The 19622-nt window shown below is 65.1% G+C and carries 11 protein-coding genes and 6 pseudogenes; 11 read left to right on the top strand and 6 right to left on the bottom strand.

From position 1 onward, the window contains the following. The 3 genes and pseudogenes from RHBS_RS28890 to RHBS_RS10860 all read left to right on the top strand — a co-directional run. Positions 1–567: pseudogene (locus RHBS_RS28890) on the top strand (hypothetical protein); the annotation flags it as partial. Between the two features lie 147 nt (positions 568–714). Beyond that, complete coding sequence (locus RHBS_RS10865; protein ID WP_128645540.1) at positions 715–2523, top strand: dynamin family protein; 1809 nt, start codon at positions 715–717, stop codon at positions 2521–2523. Further along, complete coding sequence (locus RHBS_RS10860; protein ID WP_128645539.1) at positions 2520–3980, top strand: dynamin family protein; 1461 nt, start codon at positions 2520–2522, stop codon at positions 3978–3980. Before RHBS_RS10865 ends, RHBS_RS10860 begins: the two co-directional genes overlap by 4 nt. A 587-nt stretch (positions 3981–4567) precedes the next feature. On the opposite strand, the pseudogene treS reads toward RHBS_RS10860, so the two are convergent. Continuing rightward, positions 4568–6747, bottom strand: a pseudogene (gene treS, locus RHBS_RS10855) (maltose alpha-D-glucosyltransferase). 297 nt (positions 6748–7044) lie between these two features. Here treS and RHBS_RS10850 point away from each other — a divergent pair. The 6 genes and pseudogenes from RHBS_RS10850 (at position 7045) to RHBS_RS10825 (ending at position 13073) form a co-directional block, all read left to right on the top strand. Next, the gene (locus tag RHBS_RS10850; protein WP_128645538.1) at positions 7045–7545 is read left to right on the top strand and encodes a Pro-kumamolisin, activation domain family protein; all 501 of its coding nucleotides are present in this window, start codon (positions 7045–7047) and stop codon (positions 7543–7545) included. 288 nt (positions 7546–7833) lie between these two features. After that, positions 7834–9677: pseudogene (gene dnaK, locus RHBS_RS10845) on the top strand (molecular chaperone DnaK). Beyond that, positions 9674–10321: a nucleotide exchange factor GrpE gene (gene grpE / locus RHBS_RS10840; protein ID WP_128645537.1), complete on the top strand. Its 648-nt coding sequence runs from the start codon at positions 9674–9676 to the stop codon at positions 10319–10321. The pseudogene dnaK and the gene grpE overlap by 4 nt, the downstream one beginning before the upstream one ends. A 29-nt stretch (positions 10322–10350) precedes the next feature. Then, positions 10351–11525 (top strand): annotated as a pseudogene (gene dnaJ, locus RHBS_RS10835) (molecular chaperone DnaJ). Then, a complete protein-coding gene (locus RHBS_RS10830) occupies positions 11525–11941 on the top strand; it encodes a heat shock protein transcriptional repressor HspR (RefSeq protein ID WP_128645536.1) in 417 nt (138 codons plus the stop codon). Before dnaJ ends, RHBS_RS10830 begins: the two are co-directional and overlap by 1 nt. 385 nt (positions 11942–12326) lie before the next feature. Beyond that, entirely contained in the window at positions 12327–13073 is a 747-nt protein-coding gene (locus RHBS_RS10825; RefSeq protein WP_128645535.1) for an FAD-binding oxidoreductase, read from the top strand. An 11-nt stretch (positions 13074–13084) separates the two neighbouring features. Here the strand turns inward: RHBS_RS10825 and RHBS_RS10820 are convergent, their stop codons facing one another. Both RHBS_RS10820 and RHBS_RS10815 read right to left on the bottom strand, forming a co-directional pair. Next, a complete protein-coding gene (locus RHBS_RS10820) occupies positions 13085–13489 on the bottom strand; it encodes a MarR family winged helix-turn-helix transcriptional regulator (RefSeq protein ID WP_121871005.1) in 405 nt (134 codons plus the stop codon). After that, positions 13486–14901, bottom strand: coding sequence for an MFS transporter (locus tag RHBS_RS10815; RefSeq protein ID WP_121872704.1), 1416 nt, complete (start codon positions 14899–14901; stop codon positions 13486–13488). Before RHBS_RS10815 ends, RHBS_RS10820 begins: the two co-directional genes overlap by 4 nt. 154 nt (positions 14902–15055) lie before the next feature. Here RHBS_RS10815 and RHBS_RS10810 point away from each other — a divergent pair, with 154 nt between their 5' ends. Continuing rightward, positions 15056–15286: a hypothetical protein gene (locus tag RHBS_RS10810; RefSeq protein ID WP_121871004.1), complete on the top strand. Its 231-nt coding sequence runs from the start codon at positions 15056–15058 to the stop codon at positions 15284–15286. 1 nt (position 15287) lies between these two features. Here the strand turns inward: RHBS_RS10810 and rsgA are convergent. The 3 genes and pseudogenes from rsgA to RHBS_RS10795 form a co-directional block, all read right to left on the bottom strand. After that, a pseudogene (rsgA, locus tag RHBS_RS10805) lies at positions 15288–16303 on the bottom strand (ribosome small subunit-dependent GTPase A). Between the two features lie 147 nt (positions 16304–16450). Then, positions 16451–17899, bottom strand: a pseudogene (locus tag RHBS_RS10800) (trehalose-6-phosphate synthase). A 51-nt stretch (positions 17900–17950) separates the two neighbouring features. Continuing rightward, complete coding sequence (locus RHBS_RS10795) at positions 17951–18130, bottom strand: hypothetical protein (protein ID WP_068055931.1); 180 nt, start codon at positions 18128–18130, stop codon at positions 17951–17953. A 105-nt stretch (positions 18131–18235) separates the two neighbouring features. Here RHBS_RS10795 and RHBS_RS10790 point away from each other — a divergent pair. Further along, positions 18236–19622, top strand: a 1387-nt coding sequence (locus RHBS_RS10790) for an ABC transporter ATP-binding protein (protein WP_237669154.1), incomplete at its 3' end; no start/stop codon positions are given.

Here is a 19622-nt window from a genome sequence, read left to right as displayed (position 1 = left end):
TCCGGACTCGAAGGAGCCGTGTCCGGTGGCATCAGCACCGGAATCGATGCAGCAGCATCCGCAGGTGCAGGCCTCGAAGGTGCCGCGGGCGGAGTCGTCGACGCCGGAACTTCGGTGGGAGGAGAGTTCGCCTCCAACGTCGGTGCAGGACTGGACACCGGTGCCTCGATCGGAGGCGACTTCGCGTCCACTGTGGGTGCGGGTTTGGATGCTGGTGCGGACGCTGCGGCTTCCGCGGGCGGCGGGTTTGATTCCGCTGCCGACATCGGTGGCGAGGCCGCGGGCAGCCTCACCGGTGGCCTGCAGTCGGGTGCCGAGGGACTGGCAGACGCAGGCGGCAGCCTTTCCTCCGCGGCGTCGGGATCGTTCGATCACTCCAGCTCGTTCGATTCCGCGGCCACCGCGTCCGGCACCGGCTGGTCGAGCGTCGACTCGGACGTCTTCGGTCAGGGCGAGACCGAGTCCGATCTGTTCAGCGAGTCGAGCCTGCACGGTTCGGTGGATTCGGCAGCGGACTCTCTCGGCAGCGTGACCGTCGACCACGATTTCGACCCCACGCAGCCTTGATCCTGTCGCCTACGGGCGGGCATTGACACGATTCGGCCCCGAGTGTTCACCGACACTCGGGGCCGAGTCGTCGCTAGAGTTCGTTTCTGGGCGTCAGTGGAGCCAGGTACTGCGGAAGTCGAAAAGAACGGTTGTGAGCACGAGCGTATGGACGGGCAATCTACGGAGCTGGCCGAGCTGCTGAGCCGTACCGCGGCGGTGGCGACATCGGCGGGAAGATCCGACCTGGTGGATCGAGTCGAGGCGGCGCGCTCGCGAGTGTTGGATCCACGTCGACGCATCATCGTGGTCGGACCGCTCAAGCAGGGCAAGAGTCAGTTCGTGAATTCGCTGCTGAATCTGACGGTGTGCTCGGTCGGCGACGACGAGACCACCGCCATCCCGACCGTGGTGTCCAACGCCGAGAGTCTTTCCGCGCAGCTCGTACTCGCGGATCCCGGCAACGAGCCCATCCGAGTCGATGTCCCGCCCGAGCAGATCACGACGGTCACCCCGGCCAGTCCGCTGGCCCAGGGCCGTGAGGTGTTGCGTCTGGACATCGGGGTGGCGAGTCCGTTGCTCGCCGACGGCCTGGTGTTGGTCGATACACCCGGGGTAGGCGGGCACACGAATCCCCATGCCGCAGGCACATTGGGTCTCATTCCGTCGTCCGACGCGGTGCTCGTCGTGTCCGACGCCTCCCGCGAATTCACCGAGCCGGAACTGTCCTTTCTTCGCCAGGTGCAGGGTCTGTGCCCGGCCGTGGCGGTGCTGATCACCAAGATCGATCTGTATCCGCACTGGCGGCAGATCGTCGAGGCCAATCGTGGACACCTGGACCGCGCAGGCATCGACGTTCAGATGTTGCCGGTGTCGTCTCTGTTGCGTTCGCACGCACTGCGTTTGAACGACGAGGATCTCAACGCCGAGTCCGGTTTTCAACAGCTCTACGCGTTTCTGCGTGACGACGTGGTGGCCCGGGCGGATGTGCTGGCACGCGCCTCGGTCTCGCTCGATGTCCGCTCGGTCACCGAACATCTGACGCTCTCGTTCGGCAGTGAGCTTGCGGCACTGAAGGATCCGGAGCGGGCAGCCGCGGCCGTCGCCGGTCTGCAGCGCGCCAAGTCCGCTGCCGAGGAGCTGCACAAGCGTTCGTCGCAGTGGCAGCAGACGCTCGGTGACGGAATCGCCGATCTCGCCTCCGACATCGATCACGATCTGCGCGACCGGTTGCGGCGAGTGACCCGGGAAGCGGAAGAGACCGTCGACGAGGGGGATCCGGGCAAGGACTGGGCGCAGCTCGGCGAGTGGCTCGAGGAGCAGATCGCCGCGTCGGTGGGCGACAACTTCGTCTGGGCTCACGAACGGGCACTGTGGCTTTCGGAGTTGGTGGCCGAACACTTCGCCTCGTCCGGGGCGGCAGCGCTGCCCGATCTCGATCTCGGCGATCTGGACAACGTCCTCGACCCCGTATCGTCCCTGGCAGAGCTGGAGTCCGGTCGCGTCGGGATCACCCAGAAGCTTCTCGTGGGAATGCGCGGGTCCTACGGCGGTGTGCTGATGTTCGGTCTGATGACCACGTTCGTGGGGCTGAGCCTGCTCAATCCGATCTCCATCGGCGCGGGAGTGTTGCTCGGTACCAAGGCGTACAAGGAGGACAAGGAGAATCGGATCAAGGCGCGCCGGTCCGAGGCCAAGATGGCGATCCGCCGTTTCACCGACGACGTCAGTTTTCAGGTGGGCAAGGAGTCCAAGGACCGACTGCGGCAGATTCAGCGAGTCCTGCGTGATCACTTCACCTCGATTGCCGAGCAGACGCTGCGTTCGCTCAACGAGTCGCTTCGCTCGGCGCAGGAAGCCGCCGCTGCCGACAACACCGACCGAGCTGCTCGCATCGCTGCGCTGGAGAAGGACATGCGTGTGGTGGCCGAACTGAACTCTCGGGCAGTGGCACTCGTCAAGGACGTCGCGGTATGAGTGTGGCGGCTCTGGCCCGGGCACGCGATCTCATCTCGGCGGCACGATCGACGTACTCCGGTGATGCCGAAGCGTCCTGGATGCTCGACGAATGCCTGTACCGCTTGGACGAGCCGCTGCGGGTGGCACTCGCGGGATCGCTCAAGGCAGGCAAGTCCACCCTGCTCAATTCTCTTGTGGGCCAGGATATTGCGCCGACCGACGCGACGGAGTGCACGAAAGTCGTCACGTGGTACCGCAACGGCGTCACTCCTGCCGTCACGGCCTGGTACGACGGCGACCGGGCCGCGAACGTGCCGGTGCAACGGCGCGACGGGCGATTGACCTTCGACCTCGGGTCGTTGACGGCCGCACAGGTCGACCGATTGGACGTCGAGTGGCCCGCAAGCGCTTTGGCGCAGACGACGATCATCGACACCCCCGGTACCTCGTCTCTCTCTCGAGACGTGTCGGCGCGCACGTTGGCGATGCTCACGCCCGAGAACTCGTCGTCGGGCGCAGACGCCGTCGTGTATCTGCTGCGCACCCTCAATGCCACGGACGTGTCGTTTCTCGGGCAGATCGGTGCGCACGTGGGCGGCGATTCGGGGCCGCTCGGTGTGATCGGTGTCGTCTCGCGGGCCGACGAGGTGGGTTCGGGGCGGATGGACGCGATGATGTCGGCCAAGGAGGTCGCCGCGCGATTCGCCTCCGAACTCGAGGCCACCGGCCTGTGCCAGGCGGTGGTTCCGGTCGCTGGATTGCTGGCGCTCGGCGCGGAAACGTTGCGGCAGAACGAGTTCGCGGCGTTCGAGATGCTCGCTACGGTGCCGACCGAGGATCTGCAGTTGGCGATGCTCTCTGCCGATCGATTCGTGCGGGCGGAGAGCACGCTACCGGTCGATGCATCGCTGCGCGCCAGCATCGTCGACCGTTTCGGGCTGTTCGGTATTCGGATGGCAGTGACGTTGATTCGGCTCGGGGTGCGCGATTCACCCACGCTGGCTGCCGAGCTGGTCGAGCGCAGCGGGCTGACCGAACTTCGTTCGGTGATCGACGTGCAATTCGGTCAACGCGCCGACCAGCTGAAGTTGCATTCGGCTCTGGTTGCCCTGCAACGGATCCTGGAGTTCAGGCCGGAATCTCGCGCGCTGCGCACCGAGGCCGGCCGAATGCTCGCCGACGTGCACGGTTTTGCTGAACTGCGTCTGCTCGGCCGATTACGCTCCACCACACCGAAACTGCCCGACGGCGCGCTGCTCGAGCTGCAGCGCATCATCGGCGGCTTCGGCATCGCCGCCACCGAACGTCTCGATCTGCCTCCCGATGCCGGACGCGCTCAGCAGCGCGACACCGCGCTGGCGGCCGTGCACAAGTGGCGAGCATTGTCCGAGCATCCACTGCTGGACCGGTTCACCTCGACCTCGTGCGCCACCGCGGCCCGCAGCGCCGAAGGGATACTCGCCTCACTGGCGTGAGGATCCTCGGGGTATGAGGCCACGATCGTGGCGGCCGCAGCAGTGCCCGCCACGACGAACGGCCCCCACTGCAGGACGCCGCCGAGCAATGCGGGAGCGTCGGAGACGAACGTCGAGAACGTGACTGCCGCTCCGATGGTCAGGAGTCCGACCGCGCCCATCAGGACCTTCGACGACATCGCCGCGTTGCGCAGTAGATTCAGAGCGACGAATCCCAGCAGCACGAGCACCGCCGCTGCGGCCCCGCTGGAGAGCAGCGTGGCCGAGGCGGTGTTGCGGACGTCGGCGGCACTGGCCGTCGAATCCTGCTGTGAAACCGCAGTTTCGACGCCGGAGAGCACCGACTCCCAGTTCAGGGCGATCGCGGCTGCCAACCCGAGGACCAGTGCCGCTGTCATAGCCCACAGGACACTCGCGACCTTCGGCAGGACCGAGTGAGTGGGCTCCTGCCGTGGCCGCAGCGGTTCGACGGCAACATCCGGCCGCGGTGGTTGCGGTCGGGGAGGCTGGGGCCTGCGCGATGTCGGGTCGTTCTGCTCTTCGGCCACGTGCAGGATTCTATCGGTCGTCGGTGACGGGCAGCGTTCTCAGCGCAGCACCACGGGCACACCCTCGTACGGACGAAGGGTCATCGGGAAGCTGTTCAGCTCGTCGACGGTGGCGATCTCGTTGTCGTCGGACACGTCGACGGCAGTGGTGCCGGGCACCAGATGCTTCGACTGGATGGTCGCGCTGATCTCCTCGGACGAGAAGTTGAGCACCGTGGCTGGATGGTTCCCTGCCCGAGCTCGTGCACCATCACCAGCAGACCCTTGTGCGAGACCGTCGGAATGTCGATCTGCTGGGCGGTGGCGATACCGAACTTCTTGCGCAGCTCGATGATTCGCGCCAACTGGCGGGCGAAGGACTGGGGATCCGCCAGCTGCTCCGGGAGCGAACCGTACAGGCTGCGCCCGCGCGGGATGCCCGATTCCGAGCGCACGGCCTCGGGGAAGTACCCCATCAGATCGTGTGCGCCGCGGTTGATCCAGCGGGTGTCGCCTTCGCGAATGAGGTCGTCGACCTCCTCGGCCGCGATCGGCAGGATGCCCAGCAGATCCCAACCGGACAGTGCGAATACTCCCGGCTGCAACGCGTTGTACATCGCGAGCAGTAGGTGGGCCCGCTTGACCGTCTCGATGTCTCGCTCGTCCATCCGGTCCAGATCGCGGATGCCGAGCGATGCGGTTATCACACTTGCTGTGGTGCAAGCGATTCCGTTGGTGGTGAACGTCCGGTTGTACGGCGCCCAGCGCCCGGTGAGTCGATCGGTCAGTTCACCGCGAATGCGATCGCCCAGATCGCTGCCCTTGACCGCCTCGCCGCCGTAGGTGAATTCGTCCTCGGCGTGCAGGGTCGCGAAGTGGATGAGCTCGAACGTCATCTCGTCGTGGTTCTGCAACGCGTGTACAAGAGACGCCGTGTCGACGCCGTGATCGCGGGCCAGAGTCATGGTGAGCCTGAGGAATTCGGTGTTTCCCATGACGAGTGCATGCTGATAGGCCGGGCGATTGATGAAGTCGTACGACAGGTCGGCGCCGTTGGCGCCCATGGCCTTGATGTCGTCGATCGTCAGGTTCAGCTCCTGGAAGGTGAACCCGCCCATCTTGCGCACCACGCTGGCGATCAGATGGTTTGCCGCCTCGGACAGCGGATGGCCCTCGGACCAGCCCGGTCCTTCGGCTCGACGCTCCACACCGAGAAAACCGTTGGCGTCCAACCGCAATGCACCTGCACCCAGATCGGCGATGGAATGGCATGCGTCGCCGATCACCAGTCGCATTCCGGCGAAGGAGGGATCGAGCCAGTTGATCGACGGCTGACCGGCCTTGAAGTAGTGCAGGTACACCCAGCGACGCTCGACACCGTCGATGCCGACGACGGGAGGTGTTGCGCTCCAGTTGGTTTCCTTCACGCCGAGCTCGTAGAAGATCACGCGCTGGAGCTGACCGATGATGTATCCGGCGCGGGCGAGATTGGCCTCGGCCTCGGCGTCGATGTTCTGCGAATCGGCCCCGGCGCGCACTCGCGGCAGCAGATGCCAGTCCTGCGGTTCGATCTCGACCATGTGGTAGATACCGGGGTAGTCGGCGACGGCCATCTCGGCGAGTCGGAAGTCCGCGCCTTTACCGGTGTGGCCTGGCACGATGTCGTCGATCACGATGCCGTCGTACGCCGAGGCCACCACGCAGAGGCGTCGAAACTCTTCTTCCGATCCGAACGCGGGGTCGATCTGCATGCCGATGCGGTCGAAGTGTCCGTCGACCGAGGGAGTCGGGCGCCAACCGTGGATGCCGCCGGCCACCTTCACCGGGCCGGTATGTACTGCGGTGACACCGATTTCGGAGAAGGCCTGCCACAGTTTCTCGTCGCCGAGAGTGCTCAGGAAGCTCGTGTGCGGGGCATTGATCACCGAGATGGGGTACGCGGTGAACCACACCGGTGCGCGCTCGACGGCGGCGCGAGGATCGGGGTCGGCATACGGGTTCTGCCACATGCTGCCCTTGCCCGAGAGTTGCTCGGCAATCAACTTGGCGTCCCGCAACATCGACTGTTCGGTGAGCCAGTCCACGTACTCGGGATTCGACGCCACCGGCTCACTGTCGGGGGTGGGACTGTTGCTCCGATTGGCGCGACGCACCGATGGTCGAAGTGGTTTCGGCCGAGCCGGATAGAACTTCTCGTCGTAGGTGATCTCGCTCGGTTCGTGCTGCACTTCGGGATCCATGTGCCTCCGTAGCCTCGCTTTTCTTCAACCCTACGTAGGGCGCGGCCGATCCGCAGGGTTGTGGTTCCCCTGATCGACGACCGGTGAAACCTGGCTCGCCGACCGGTGAAACCTACGCCGAACTACACGGATGTGATTCGTCAGGGGCCTTTTCCTTCGATATGCGAACGTCATCGAATCGAGACCGCCTGGTGTGGAATGTCTGATTCCTTTAGGACATAGTGAGTCAGGTACCAACTGACCCATCTGTCACACCAGACTCATGAGTCACATCCCCTTCAGCTACAGGAGTTGTTCATGCGACGTCTTGCCCGCACATCGATCCTGGCCTCGACGGCCGCTCTGGCCGCCGCCATCGGTGCGGTCGCCCTCGCACCTGCCGCATCGGCCGAACCTGCCCCCGAACCCGTCGGACCGCTCGGCTCGGTGGTTCTCGAAAGCCCCGACCTGGTGGTGACCATGGCCGCTGTCTGCGACACCACGGTCGAGGATGTGCCCGAAGGTGGCGTCGTCGCACTGCAGGTCAAGGTCGACAACGTCGGCGCGGACGACGCGTCGAACGTCAACGTCAACTACGGCGCGCTGCCGGGCGTGCAGGGTCAGAACACAGAGGCGACCATCAAGGCTGGCGAGGCAGCGACTTACACCGTGCCCTCCGTCGATCGTGAGTGGGTCGCTCGCCCCGCGGGCGCTGCGGCGTTCGCCAGCGCTCTCGACGCCGATTTCATGAACAACATCACCGCCGGCCTGCTCAGCTACAGCTGCATCCCGGCACCCGTCGAGGAGCCTGCCGAGTAGTTCCTCTCTCCCACGCTTTCTCCCCGCTGCGCCGCGACGATCCCTGCTGATCGTCGCGGCGTACTGCTGCGCAGTGGCGCGGTTAAGCGCCCCGGGCGGCACCTAACCGCACCACTGCGCCGGAGGCGCACTCGGGAACAAATTCGCCACACCCTCCGTTGTGCAGGTCAGCAGCCTTGAGTGGATGAGGCTCAAGTTGGAAGTTGACGCGACAGATTGCGTTGTGCAAACTTGAGCGGAGTTCGCTCACCCAGGGACTGAATCCACGCAATAACAGGAGGAAACATTATGGCTCGTGCGGTCGGTATCGACCTCGGGACCACCAACTCGGTCGTGTCCGTCCTCGAGGGCGGCGAACCGGTTGTCGTCGCCAACTCCGAGGGATCACGCACCACCCCGTCGATCGTCGCTTTCGCCAAGAACGGTGAAGTGCTGGTCGGCCAGCCCGCGAAGAACCAGGCGGTCACCAACGTCGACCGCACGATTCGCTCCGTGAAGCGCCACGTCGGCACGGACTGGAACGTGGAGATCGACGGCAAGAAGTACACCCCTCAGGAAATCTCCGCGCGCACGCTGCAGAAGCTCAAGCGCGACGCCGAGGCCTACCTGGGTGAGGAAATCACCGACGCGGTCATCACCGTTCCCGCCTACTTCGAGGACGCACAGCGTCAGGCCACGAAGGAAGCCGGCCAGATCGCCGGCCTCAACGTCCTGCGCATCGTCAACGAGCCCACCGCGGCAGCTCTCGCATACGGCCTGGACAAGGGCGACAGCGAGCAGACCATTCTCGTGTTCGACCTCGGTGGCGGCACGTTCGACGTCTCGCTGCTGGAAATCGGCGACGGCGTCGTCGAGGTCCGTGCGACGTCCGGCGACAACCACCTCGGTGGCGACGACTGGGACGAGCGCATCGTGACCTGGCTCGTCGACAAGTTCAAGGCTCAGAACGGCATCGATCTGACCAAGGACAAGATGGCGCTGCAGCGTCTGCGCGAGGCCGCCGAGAAGGCGAAGATCGAACTGTCCTCCGGGCAGAGCACCTCGATCAACCTCCCGTACATCACGGTCGACGGCGACAAGAACCCGCTGTTCCTCGATGAGCAGCTCAGCCGCTCCGAGTTCCAGAAGATCACCTCCGACCTGCTCGACCGCACCCGTGCGCCGTTCCAGGCAGTGGTCAAGGACTCCGGCATCGCCGTCAAGGATATCGACCACGTCGTGCTCGTCGGTGGTTCGACGCGTATGCCCGCAGTCTCCGAGCTGGTCAAGGAACTCTCCGGTGGACGCGAGCCCAATAAGGGCGTCAACCCGGACGAGGTCGTGGCCGTCGGTGCTGCACTGCAGGCCGGTGTCCTCAAGGGTGAGGTCAAGGACGTTCTGCTCCTCGACGTCACGCCGCTGTCCCTCGGCATCGAGACCAAGGGTGGCGTGATGACCAAGCTCATCGAGCGCAACACCACCATCCCGACGAAGCGGTCCGAGACCTTCACCACCGCTGACGACAATCAGCCGTCGGTGCAGATCCAGGTCTTCCAGGGTGAGCGCGAGATCGCCTCGCACAACAAGCTCCTCGGCTCCTTCGAGCTCACGGAGCTGCCCCCGGCTCCTCGCGGCGTCCCGCAGATCGAGGTCACCTTCGACATCGACGCCAACGGCATCGTGCACGTCACGGCCAAGGACAAGGGCACCGGCAAAGAGAACACGATCAAGATCCAGGACGGCTCCGGCCTGTCCAAGGAAGAGATCGACCGCATGGTCGCCGACGCGGAAGCTCACGCAGACGAGGACAAGGCTCGTCGCGAAGAGGCCGAGGTCCGCAACCAGGCCGAGTCCCTCGTCCACCAGACGGAGAAGTTCGTCAAGGACAACGAGGACAAGGTCGACGCCGAGCTCAAGGGACGCGTCGAAACCGCCATCGCCGACGCCAAGACGGCTCTCGCGGGCAGCGACATCTCGGCAGTCAAGACCGCCGTGGAGAAGCTCTCGACCGAGTCGCAGGCTCTCGCACCGCCATCTACGAGGCTCAGGCCAAGGAGCAGGGCGACGCAGAGGGTGGCGCGCAGGCCGCTGACGACGGTGTCGTCGACGCAGAGGTCGTCGACGAGCCCGCCGACGACACGGACAAGAAGTGACGTCGGAGAACACCGAGCAAGAACCGGTCACTTTCGTGGACAAGCGAAAGATCGATCCCGAGACCGGTGAAGTACGGGAAGGTGACGCAGTTCCGGAGCCCCTCGTGGGCACCGGGGCTGCGCCCCAGCCCGACTCGGTGGACGAAGGGACCGTCGACGGTGACGTCGTGGAAGACCCGCGTGACACTCAGGTCGCAGAACTCACCGCGGATCTGCAGCGCGTCTCGGCTGAGTACGCCAACTACCGGCGTCGTACCGACCGCGAGAAGCAGACCGGAGCGGAGAACGCGAAGGCGTCCGTCGTTTCGCAGCTTCTTCCGGTTCTCGACGACCTCGAGCGAGCCCGCCAGCACGGCGATCTCGAAACCGGACCGCTCAAGGCAGTGGCAGACAAGTTGGCAGGGGTGTTCTCGAACATCGGCCTGACCACTTTCGGAGCCGAGGGCGACGCCTTCGACCCGGCCATCCACGAGGCCGTCTCCCACGAGGGCGACGGCAGCAGTCCGGTCGTCGGAACGCTGATGCGCAAGGGCTACAAGCTCGGCGAGCGCGTCCTGCGGACCGCGATGGTCGGCGTCGTGGACAACGCAGGTCAGGACACAGCAGCACAAGAATCGGATGCACCCGCGTCCGACGAGCAGTAGAGAAATAGCGCGAGAGGAGGAAACGCCCGGTGAGCCAGCGGGAGTGGATCGAGAAGGACTTCTACAAGGAGCTGGGCGTTTCCTCCAGCGCGACTGCAGAAGAGATCAAGAAGGCGTACCGAAAGTTGGCCAGGGACAACCATCCCGACGCCAATCCCGGCAACGCCTCGGCCGAGAACAAGTTCAAGGCGGTCAGCGAGGCGCATGCAGTCCTCGCCGACCCGGCCAAGCGCAAGGAATACGACGAAGCCCGACGGCTGTTCGCTTCCGGCGGCTTCGGTAACCGTGGCGGCGGTGGATTTTCACCCGGCGCAGGCGGATTCGGCGGCGGCGGCCAGACCTTCGACGTCGGCGACATCTTCGGTCAGGGCGGCGGCGACGGCGGCATCGGCGACCTCTTCGGTGGCCTGTTCAATCGCGGCGGCGCGCAGCAGCGCCCCCAGAACAATCGGCCCCGACGCGGCAGTGACGTAGAAACCGAGACCTCGCTGCAGTTCCGTGAAGCGGCGCAAGGCGTTACGGTCCCCTTGAAGTTGACCAGCCCGTCCTCGTGCACCACCTGCCACGGCAGCGGCGCGAAGCCCGGAACCAGCCCGCGGGTGTGCCCAAAATGCAACGGCCAAGCGTCGTCAACAGAAACCAAGGCGCGTTCGGCTTCAGTGAGCCGTGCGACGACTGCCGCGGTACCGGATCCATCATCGACGACCCGTGCGTCGACTGCCGCGGTACCGGAGTGCAGAACCGCACCCGCACCATCACCGTGCGTGTCCCGGCCGGCATCAGTGACGGACAGAAGGTGCGCCTCGCCGGTCAGGGCGAAGCCGGCCTGCGAGGAGCGCCGTCGGGCGATCTGTTCGTGACGGTTCGGGTCAAGCCGGACAAGGTGTTCGGCCGCACGGGCGACGACCTGACGGTGACGGTTCCGGTGAGTTACGGCGAACTGGTGCTCGGTACCACGCTGTCGGTCCCCACCCTCGAGGGTCGCGTCGGCGTGAAGGTGCCACCGGGAACCGTCGACGGCCGAGTGCTGCGGGTGCGTGGCCGCGGTATCCCGAAGAAATCCGGTACCGGCGACCTCATGGTGACCGTCAAGGTTGCCGTCCCGCAGAAACTGGACGATGCTGCTACCGACGCTCTGAAGACTTATCTGGAAGCCGAGAAGGCCAGCGGATTCGACCCGCGGGCCGGGTGGGCAGGTGTGTGATGTCGGTCCCTCCCGAGGGCGGACCTGCGAAAGCCGGTGGCGGGCAAGCTGACCCCGACGCCCAGATCTTCGTGATCTCCGTCGCGGCGCAGTTGGCGGGCATGCACGCGCAGACGCTGCGTACCTACGACCGACTCGGCTTGGTCACCCCTCATCGGACCACCGGCGGTGGGCGCCGCTACTCCCCGCGTGACGTCGCACTGCTTCGTGAAGTGCAGCGACTTTCGCAGGACGAAGGCGTCAACCTCGCCGGCATCAAGCGGATCATCGAGCTCACCAACCAGGTCGAGGCACTGCAGGCTAGGGTTTCCGAGCTGGCCCAGGATCTGGCCAACGTGCACGCCAGCTATCGCCGCGACCTGGTGCCGATCCAACGCAACGCCCTGGTGGTCTGGAAGCCGAAGCACCAGCGCTAGTTCGCTTCTTCGCCCTCGACTATTCGCAAACGCGCGCGCATTTGTCAGGTGCGCGCGGATTCGCTTGTCATTCGGTCACTATTCCGCGCGCGTTCAGCAAACGCGCGCGCGTTTGCGGCCTCGTCCCGCGCTGCGGTAGCGAACCTGCGCGGGGCTGAGCCATTGGGGTCGAGTCCGTCCGTGGAAGCTGCGTCGCGGGTCTCTCCCAGCACTTCTTCGCAAACGCGCGCGCATTTGTCAGGTGCGCGCGGATTCGCCAGCGATTGCGTCACCATTCCGCGCGCGTTCAGCAAACGCGCGCGCGTTTGCGGCCTCGTCCCGCGCTGCGGTGGCCACCAGCGCTGAGTTTGCGGGGCACCCCGTGTCGGCCCCTATTCTGGTCCACATGCAGGCGTGGAGTTCGACGGTCGTTCAGTATCACCGCCTTCGGAACGATCTCGCCGTGATCAGACTCGAAGGCGACGCGGTGCCGTTCCAAGCCGGACAGTCGGTGTCGGTCACAGTTCCCCAGAACGCTGCTCTGACGCGGCGCTACTCACCCGCACTCCCGCCTTCGCGAGACGGAAAGCTGGAGTTTCACGTTCGAGCCGTTCCGGCCGGTTGGGTGAGCGGATCGATCGTCAACGAGACGCGGCCCGGTCATGTGTGGCAGATCAGCGATCCGCAGGGCAGTCTGCACGTCGACGATTCGGGGCGCGACGTCGTCATGATCGCGGGCGGCACCGGCCTCGCTCCGTTGCGCGCGATTCTGCTCGACCTCACGCGCCGCGAACAGCCGCCGAACGTGACGTTGTTCGTCGGCGGTAAGTCTCCCCGCGATCTCTATGCCGGCGACATGCTGTGGTTGATGGCGGCGGAGTTCCCGTGGTTGACGGTGGTACCCGTCGTCGATCAGTTGCACGAGCCGTGGGCGTCGGATCGATGGAACGACCGCATTCATGCCGAGATCGGTTCCAGCGCATCATTCTTCGAGCCCGAGCATTGCTGGGAGGGCAGTGTGGCCGACGTCGTCGCCACCCAGGGGCCGTTCCCGGATCGCCAGATCCTGGTCTGCGGCTCACCGGGCATGGAAGAGGCGACCGTGCGCGCGCTCGTCGAGATCGGCACACCACTAGACGCCATCCGCCGCTGAACGCTCAGAAATCAGGGCAGCTGCAGAATCCGTCGCAGATGCGCCAGGTCTTCGGCAGATATCGTCGTGAATTCAGGCGGCGGGGCGTCGGCGATGGCTCGGGCCTTCTCGGCGAGGAGGCGTCCGGCATCGGTGAGTCCGATGATGCGGCGTCGGCGATCGGTGGGGTCTTCGGTACGGACCACCAATCCACGTTTTTCCAACTCTCGAACGTTGAGCGAGACGTACGGCGCATCGGAGGCGAGGATCTCGGCCAGCTCGGTGACCGTCCGATCGCCCGTGAGCAACCTGGTCAGCAGCTTGGCTCGCAAAAAACTCATCCCGGTGGCGTCGGCGACGGCTCGGCGGGTGTCGTGTTTCTCGAGCATCAGTGCGCGCATCTCGCGCCAGACGAGGGCCGCCTCCGAGCCGGTCATACGAGCACCGGTTGGTCGATTCGTTCGGCGGTCGCGCGTGCCCATCGGCCGGTGGTGACCACTGCGAGCACGGTGACGACCACGCCTGCGCCTGCGATGACGAACCACGCAGGAACTGCGGCGGCGGTGAAACCGTCGGAGATCTCGCCGACGATGCTCGCCGTGACGATGGATCCGACTACGGCCACGCCGAGCGATTGGCCCACCTGCCTGCTCGTCGACGCGATGGCGGATGCCACTCCGGCCTGACTGCGCGGCATTCCGGACACCGCGGTGTTGGTGATCGGGGCGTTGACCATGCCGAAGGATATTCCGAAAATCACGTACGCGACGGCCAGCCACGCGAACGACGTCGTCGGAGTCAGTCGGGTGAGCATCAGCGCCGAGGCCACGAAGCCGATTCCCGCGACGAGCAGCGGAATGCGCGCTCCCAGGGTGCCGACGATGCGACCGGAGATCGGCGCGAAGATCAGCGTCATCAACGCCATCGGCAGGGTGTAGAGACCGGCGTGCAGTGGTGAGTATCCGCGCACGTCCTGCAGGTAGAGGGTGTTGAGGAACAGGAATCCGCCGAGGGACGCGAACGCGCACACAGCGATCACCGTCGCTCCGCTGAACGGCGCGCTCCTGAAGAACTTCAGTTGAATGAGCGGTTCCTCGATTCGCGACTCGACCACCAGCAGCCCGACGAGCGAGCCGACGGCGACGGCACCGGTGAACACGATCAGCGGCGATCCCCACCCCTTCGCGGGACCTTCGATGATGGTGAACACCAGAGACGCGAGGAACGCGAAGATGAGGAACTGGCCGGCCGGATCGAACTTACGGGAGTGCTCGGCTTTGGATTCCGGGACGAATTTCAGTGTCATCGCCAGCGCGAAGATCCCGACGGGGACGTTGATCCAGAAGATGGACTGCCAGCCGGCACCGGTGACGAGGATGCCGCCCAGCGCTGGACCGGCCGACATGGAGATTCCGACGACGGCACCCCACATGCCGATGGCTCCTGCGCGTTCTTTCGGATCGGTGAAGGTGTTGGTGATGATCGACATCGCGACGGGATTCATCATCGAGCCACCGATCGCCTGGAGCATGCGGAAGGCGACGAGCCAGCCGAGCGACGGTGCGACGCTGCACAGCAGGGAACCGAGGACGAACGTTCCGGTGCCGATCAGGAAGAAGCGCTTGCGGCCGTACTTGTCGGCCATCGAGCCGCCGAGCATCAGCAGTGATGCCACGACCAGCGTGTATGCATCGATGATCCACTGCAGCCCCGAGACCGATGCGTTCAGATCTGCGCGCATCGACGGCAGCGCGACGTTGACGATCGTGTTGTCGGTGCTGACGAGAAACAGACTCAGGCAGCAGATGCCGAGCACGAGATACCGGTGTCGTCGAGTCAGCTCGGCCACGTTCACCTCCGCGATAATGCTTGTATATCTACAACTATTACATGAGTACTCCTAAATTGTTCGACGAGCAAGTGAGATGCGGGCAGTACATGCCCGATAGGGTGTGTGTCACAGACTTGCTCGAACCCGATTGCTCGCTGAATGGAGAACAACAGTGGCTTCCGAGATCGCACCAGGCGACCTGGTTCAGGCGTCCGGGCACGCCGGCCCGTGGAAGGTGCTCGAGATCCGTCAGGGTCTGGCGTTGCTCGAGCATCACGACGGCCATCGGTTGTCGGTACGCACCACCACGGTCGAGGTGGTACGCAAGGCGTCGAGCAGTGAGGGTTCGGCTCGGCAGGACGAGACGGAGACCGACAGCCCCTCACTGTTCGACGAGAGCTGACTTACCTCCTCTTTCCGTCGACGGCGTATTTCTGGCGTAGCGACTTCGAGATCTGCTTGTACTCGCGAAGCTTCTCGCTGCGTGCTCGGGCGTCGTGCCGCGAGGTGGCCCAGGCGTTCTCCCGCAACAGTTTTCGGTAGTTGCCCAACCTTCTCTCGGTGAGCTCACCCGCGTCGACGGCGGCAAGGACCGCACATCCGGGTTCGTGTTCGTGCGCGCAATCGCCGAATCGACACGACGCGGCGAGTTGATCGATGTCGGAGAAAGCGCTCGCCACAGCGTCTTCCGATCCCTGGACGCCCACCGAACGCAAACCCGGGGTGTCCAACAGCACCAGGCTCGAGGAAGGAATCGGCACCAATTCCCGATGCACCGTCGTGTGCCTGCCTTTGCTGTCGCCCTCGCGGGTAGCACCGGTGGCGAGAACCGAACCACCCAACAGGCGTTGCCGAGTGTCGACTTTCCCGATCCCGACGGCCCGATCAGTGCAACCGTACCGCGCAGATGTGCTGCCAGCGAATCGATTCCGCCGTCCGACACCGCACTGGTGCTGCACACGGTGACGCCCGGCGCGGCGGCCAGCAACAATTCTTCGGCGACGCTACCGCTGTCGGTCTTGGTGATCGCGAGAACAGGAACAGCGCCGCTGCCCCAGGCGAGGGTGATGTAGCGCTCGACGCGACCGAGGTCGAGGGCGGTGTCCGACGCGACCGTGACGACAACGGTATCGACGTTGGCTCCGAGAACCTGTGTGTCGGATGTGGTTCCGGCGGAGGCGCGTTCGATGGCGGTCCGGCGGGGGAGGATGGCGATCAGCCGGAACGATTCTCCGTCGAGTGCCACCCAATCGCCGGTACAGATGGCACCGCCCGTACATCGAGCGATTCCGTCATCGGTGACGGCGTCGAATCCACCGCGGTCGACGCGAACGACGCGGGCGAGAACTGCGTCCTGAGAGAGCTTTTCGAACTCATCCAGCCAATGCTGATCGAGGCCGTAGTGAAGTAGAGAAGACATGCGAGGGTTCCTTCGGAGAGGAGTGACGTGGGCTCGGGTGTGCGCTCGTCCAGGTGGCCACGATGCCCACCTCCTCACTGTTGGAATGCATGAAAAGAAACCGCCGACGGCAAAGTTACAGCCGTCGACGGTGTTGGGAAAGCGAATTTATCGGGTGAGGTTTGTGCCCTCCGCCGGTGCCGCGAGCGCGGTCAGGAAGGAGCGTGCCCAGCGATCGACGTCGTGGGCGAGAACCTGCCTGCGCATGGCGCGCATCTGGCGCTTGCCCGACTCCGGTTCCTGTTCGAGGGCTCCGATGATCGCGTCCTTGACGCTGTCCAGGTCGTGTGGGTTGCACAGGTATGCCTGGCGCAGTTCGGCTGCGGCACCGGTGAATTCGCTGAGCACCAGGGAACCACCGAGATCGCTGCGGCAGGCCACGTACTCCTTGGCGACGAGGTTCATGCCGTCGCGCAGCGGAGTGACCAGCATGACGTCGGCGGCGACGAAGTAGGCCAGCAGGTCGTCGCGGGGGGATCGGCCGGTGCAGGTAGTGCACCACCGGGTGGCCCACCTGGCCGTATTCGCCGTTGATGCGTCCCACCTGCTGCTCGATTTCGCCGCGCATCGCGACGTAGCTCTCGACGCGTTCACGGCTAGGCGTCGCCAACTGCACGATGACGTTCTCGGCCGGGTCGACGCGGCCCTCTTCGAGCAGTTCGCGGAACGCGTTGAGCCGAACGTCGATTCCCTTGGTGTAGTCCAGGCGATCGACGCCGAGCATGATGCGCTTGGGGTTGCCCAGATCCTTGCGCAGTTGCTTGGCGCGATCGCGGACGGCCTTGGAACGCGATTTGGTGTCGAGGTCACCGGAATCGATGGAGATCGGGAACGCGCCGACTCGCACGGTCCGGAAGCCGACCTGCACGACGCCCAACTTGGACCGCACTCCGACGGTTCCGCGGGACGTGGTTCCCCCGGCGAGGCGTCGGGCAAGGTAGAGGAAGTTCTGCGCGCCGCCGGACAGGTGGAAACCGATGAGGTCGGCACCGAGCAGTCCTTCGACGATCTCGGTGCGCCACGGCATCTGCATGAACAGCTCGATCGGCGGGAACGGGATGTGCAGGAAGAACCCGATGGTCAGGTCGGGGCGCAGCATCCGCAGCATCTTCGGGACGAGTTGGAGCTGGTAGTCCTGGATCCAGACCGTCGCGCCCTGTGCTGCGGCCTCGGAGGTCTTCTCGGCGAACCGGCGGTTGACCTCGACGTAGGCGTTCCACCAGTCGCGGTCGTACTCCGGCTTGACGATGACGTCGTGATACAGCGGCCACAGTGTCGCGTTGGAGAAGCCTCGTAGTACTGGGTGTATTCCTTCTCGCTGATCGTGACCGGACGCAGCTGCAGGCCGTCCTCGACGAAGGGCTCGACGTCGACGTCCGAGACGCCGACCCACCCCACCCACGCGCCCTTGTTGGCGCGCAGAATCGGTTCGAGAGCGGTGACCAACCCGCCAGGGCTTCGCTTCCATCGTGTGCTCCCGTCCGGGAGCTTTTCCAGATCGACCGGCAACCGGTTGGCTACGACGACAAAATCCGAACCCTGCGAGGCGTCAGCCACAACTGTCCAATCCGCTTGTAGATCTCTGGGGGAGCCAGTCCTGCGAAGGTGCTACTCGCTTTCACCCTTCACAACAGGATCTATACCCAACATCGACAGCAACATGCGGCATTCGTCGGCATCGGTCGCGTAGGCCGCGACGACGCGCTGAGCCTGGCTGGCCGTCTCGTACTCGAGTGGGACGATGTCTTCGTCGGCGATGTCGTTGTCGGTGGAGGTCTTGGCAGGCATGGTGTTCTCCGTACTCTCTGCTGGGCTTACACGGTGTTCGTTGGTCCCGACTCTATGTAAATGTGGCGCCCCATCGCCAGTTCCCGATGCCATAGGCTGCAGCAAATGACCGATTCTGTGCCGCTCCGCCATGCTCGGACAGTGGTGGAGGTGCCTTCTCCGGCCACCGGCTCCGCGATTCTGCGCCGCACCGTACGACGGCATCGCACCCGCCTGATCGTCTCGTCGCTGCTGTTCGGGGTGCATCAACTGTGCGAAACGATGGTCCCGGTGGCGATCGGACTGATCGTCTCGCGGGCCATCGACACCGGTGATGTGACCGCGATGATCGTCTCGTTGGTCGGTCTGGCGGCCTTGTTCGTCACCCTGTCGTACGCGTGGCGTATCGGTGCCCGCATCATCGTCGTCGCGATCGAGCGGGAGGCGCATCTGGTGCGCGTGGAGGTCGCCGGCCGCGTCCTCGATCCGCGTGGTGTGCGTACCGAGCTGTCGGCGGGGGAGCTGCTGACGGTCTCGACGTCCGACGCCGAGAAGGAGTCGTGGATCCTCGATCTGATCGCGCGGGTCTTCGCGTCGGCCGTGGCGGTCGTCGCGTCCGCCGTGGCGCTGATCGTGATCGACGTTCCGCTCGGTCTCGCCGTGGTCATCGGGACGCCGGTCATCCTGATCGCGCTGCAACGTCTCGCTCCGCTGCTGACTCGTGCTGCCACCGCGCAGCAGGCCGAGGTGGCCACTGTGTCGGGTATGGCCACCGATCTCGTCAGCGGCGTACGGCCACTGCGAGGTATCGGTGCCGAGAACGCGGCGACGCAGCGATTCGTGACGTCGAGTCGAACGGCATTGGCGGCGACGCTGAAGCTGGCTCGCGCGAACAACGTCTATCAGGGCCTGTCGGCAACGGTCAACGCGTTGCTGGCCGTCGGGATCGCCGGAACCGCAGGTTGGTTCGCGCTGCAGGGCCGCATTTCGGTCGGTGAGCTGATCACCGTCATCGGCCTTGCGCAGTTCGTCATCGAACCCCTGACCGGATTGGCGAGGATCCCCGCGTCGTTGCGATGGTCCGCGGATCGGCCGACCGGCTGGCCCTGGTGCTCGGTGCCGATCACGTTCTGCCGCAGTCGGAATCCGCGGTGCCCGCAGGCTGCGACCTCGGAGTCGACGACGTTCGGTTCCGATCGCTCGACGGCCTCACGTTCCGCGCAGAACCGGGCGAGATGCTCGGCGTCGTCGCCTACCGGCCGCAGGACGGGGAAGCGCTCGCTGCGCTGCTGTCCGGTCAGATCTCCGACGCCGATTACACCGGATCGGTTCGTATCGGCGGCATTCCGGCGGGAGAGATCGATCTTCGACGCGCCCGAGAGACCGTGCTCGTCGAACCCCACATCACCGACCTGTTCGCGGGCACCGTCCGCAGCAACGTCACCGCCGGCCGGGAGCGGCCCGACGCCGAACTCGATGTCGTGCTGCAGGCCTCCGCGGCCACCGACGTCGA

Origin of the sequence: Rhodococcus sp. BS-15 (assembly GCF_000813105.1) — a bacterium.
GTDB lineage: Bacteria > Actinomycetota > Actinomycetes > Mycobacteriales > Mycobacteriaceae > Rhodococcoides.
The sequence above is the reverse complement of the archived record's forward strand: the minus strand, read 5'-3'. Positions and strand labels throughout refer to the sequence as shown.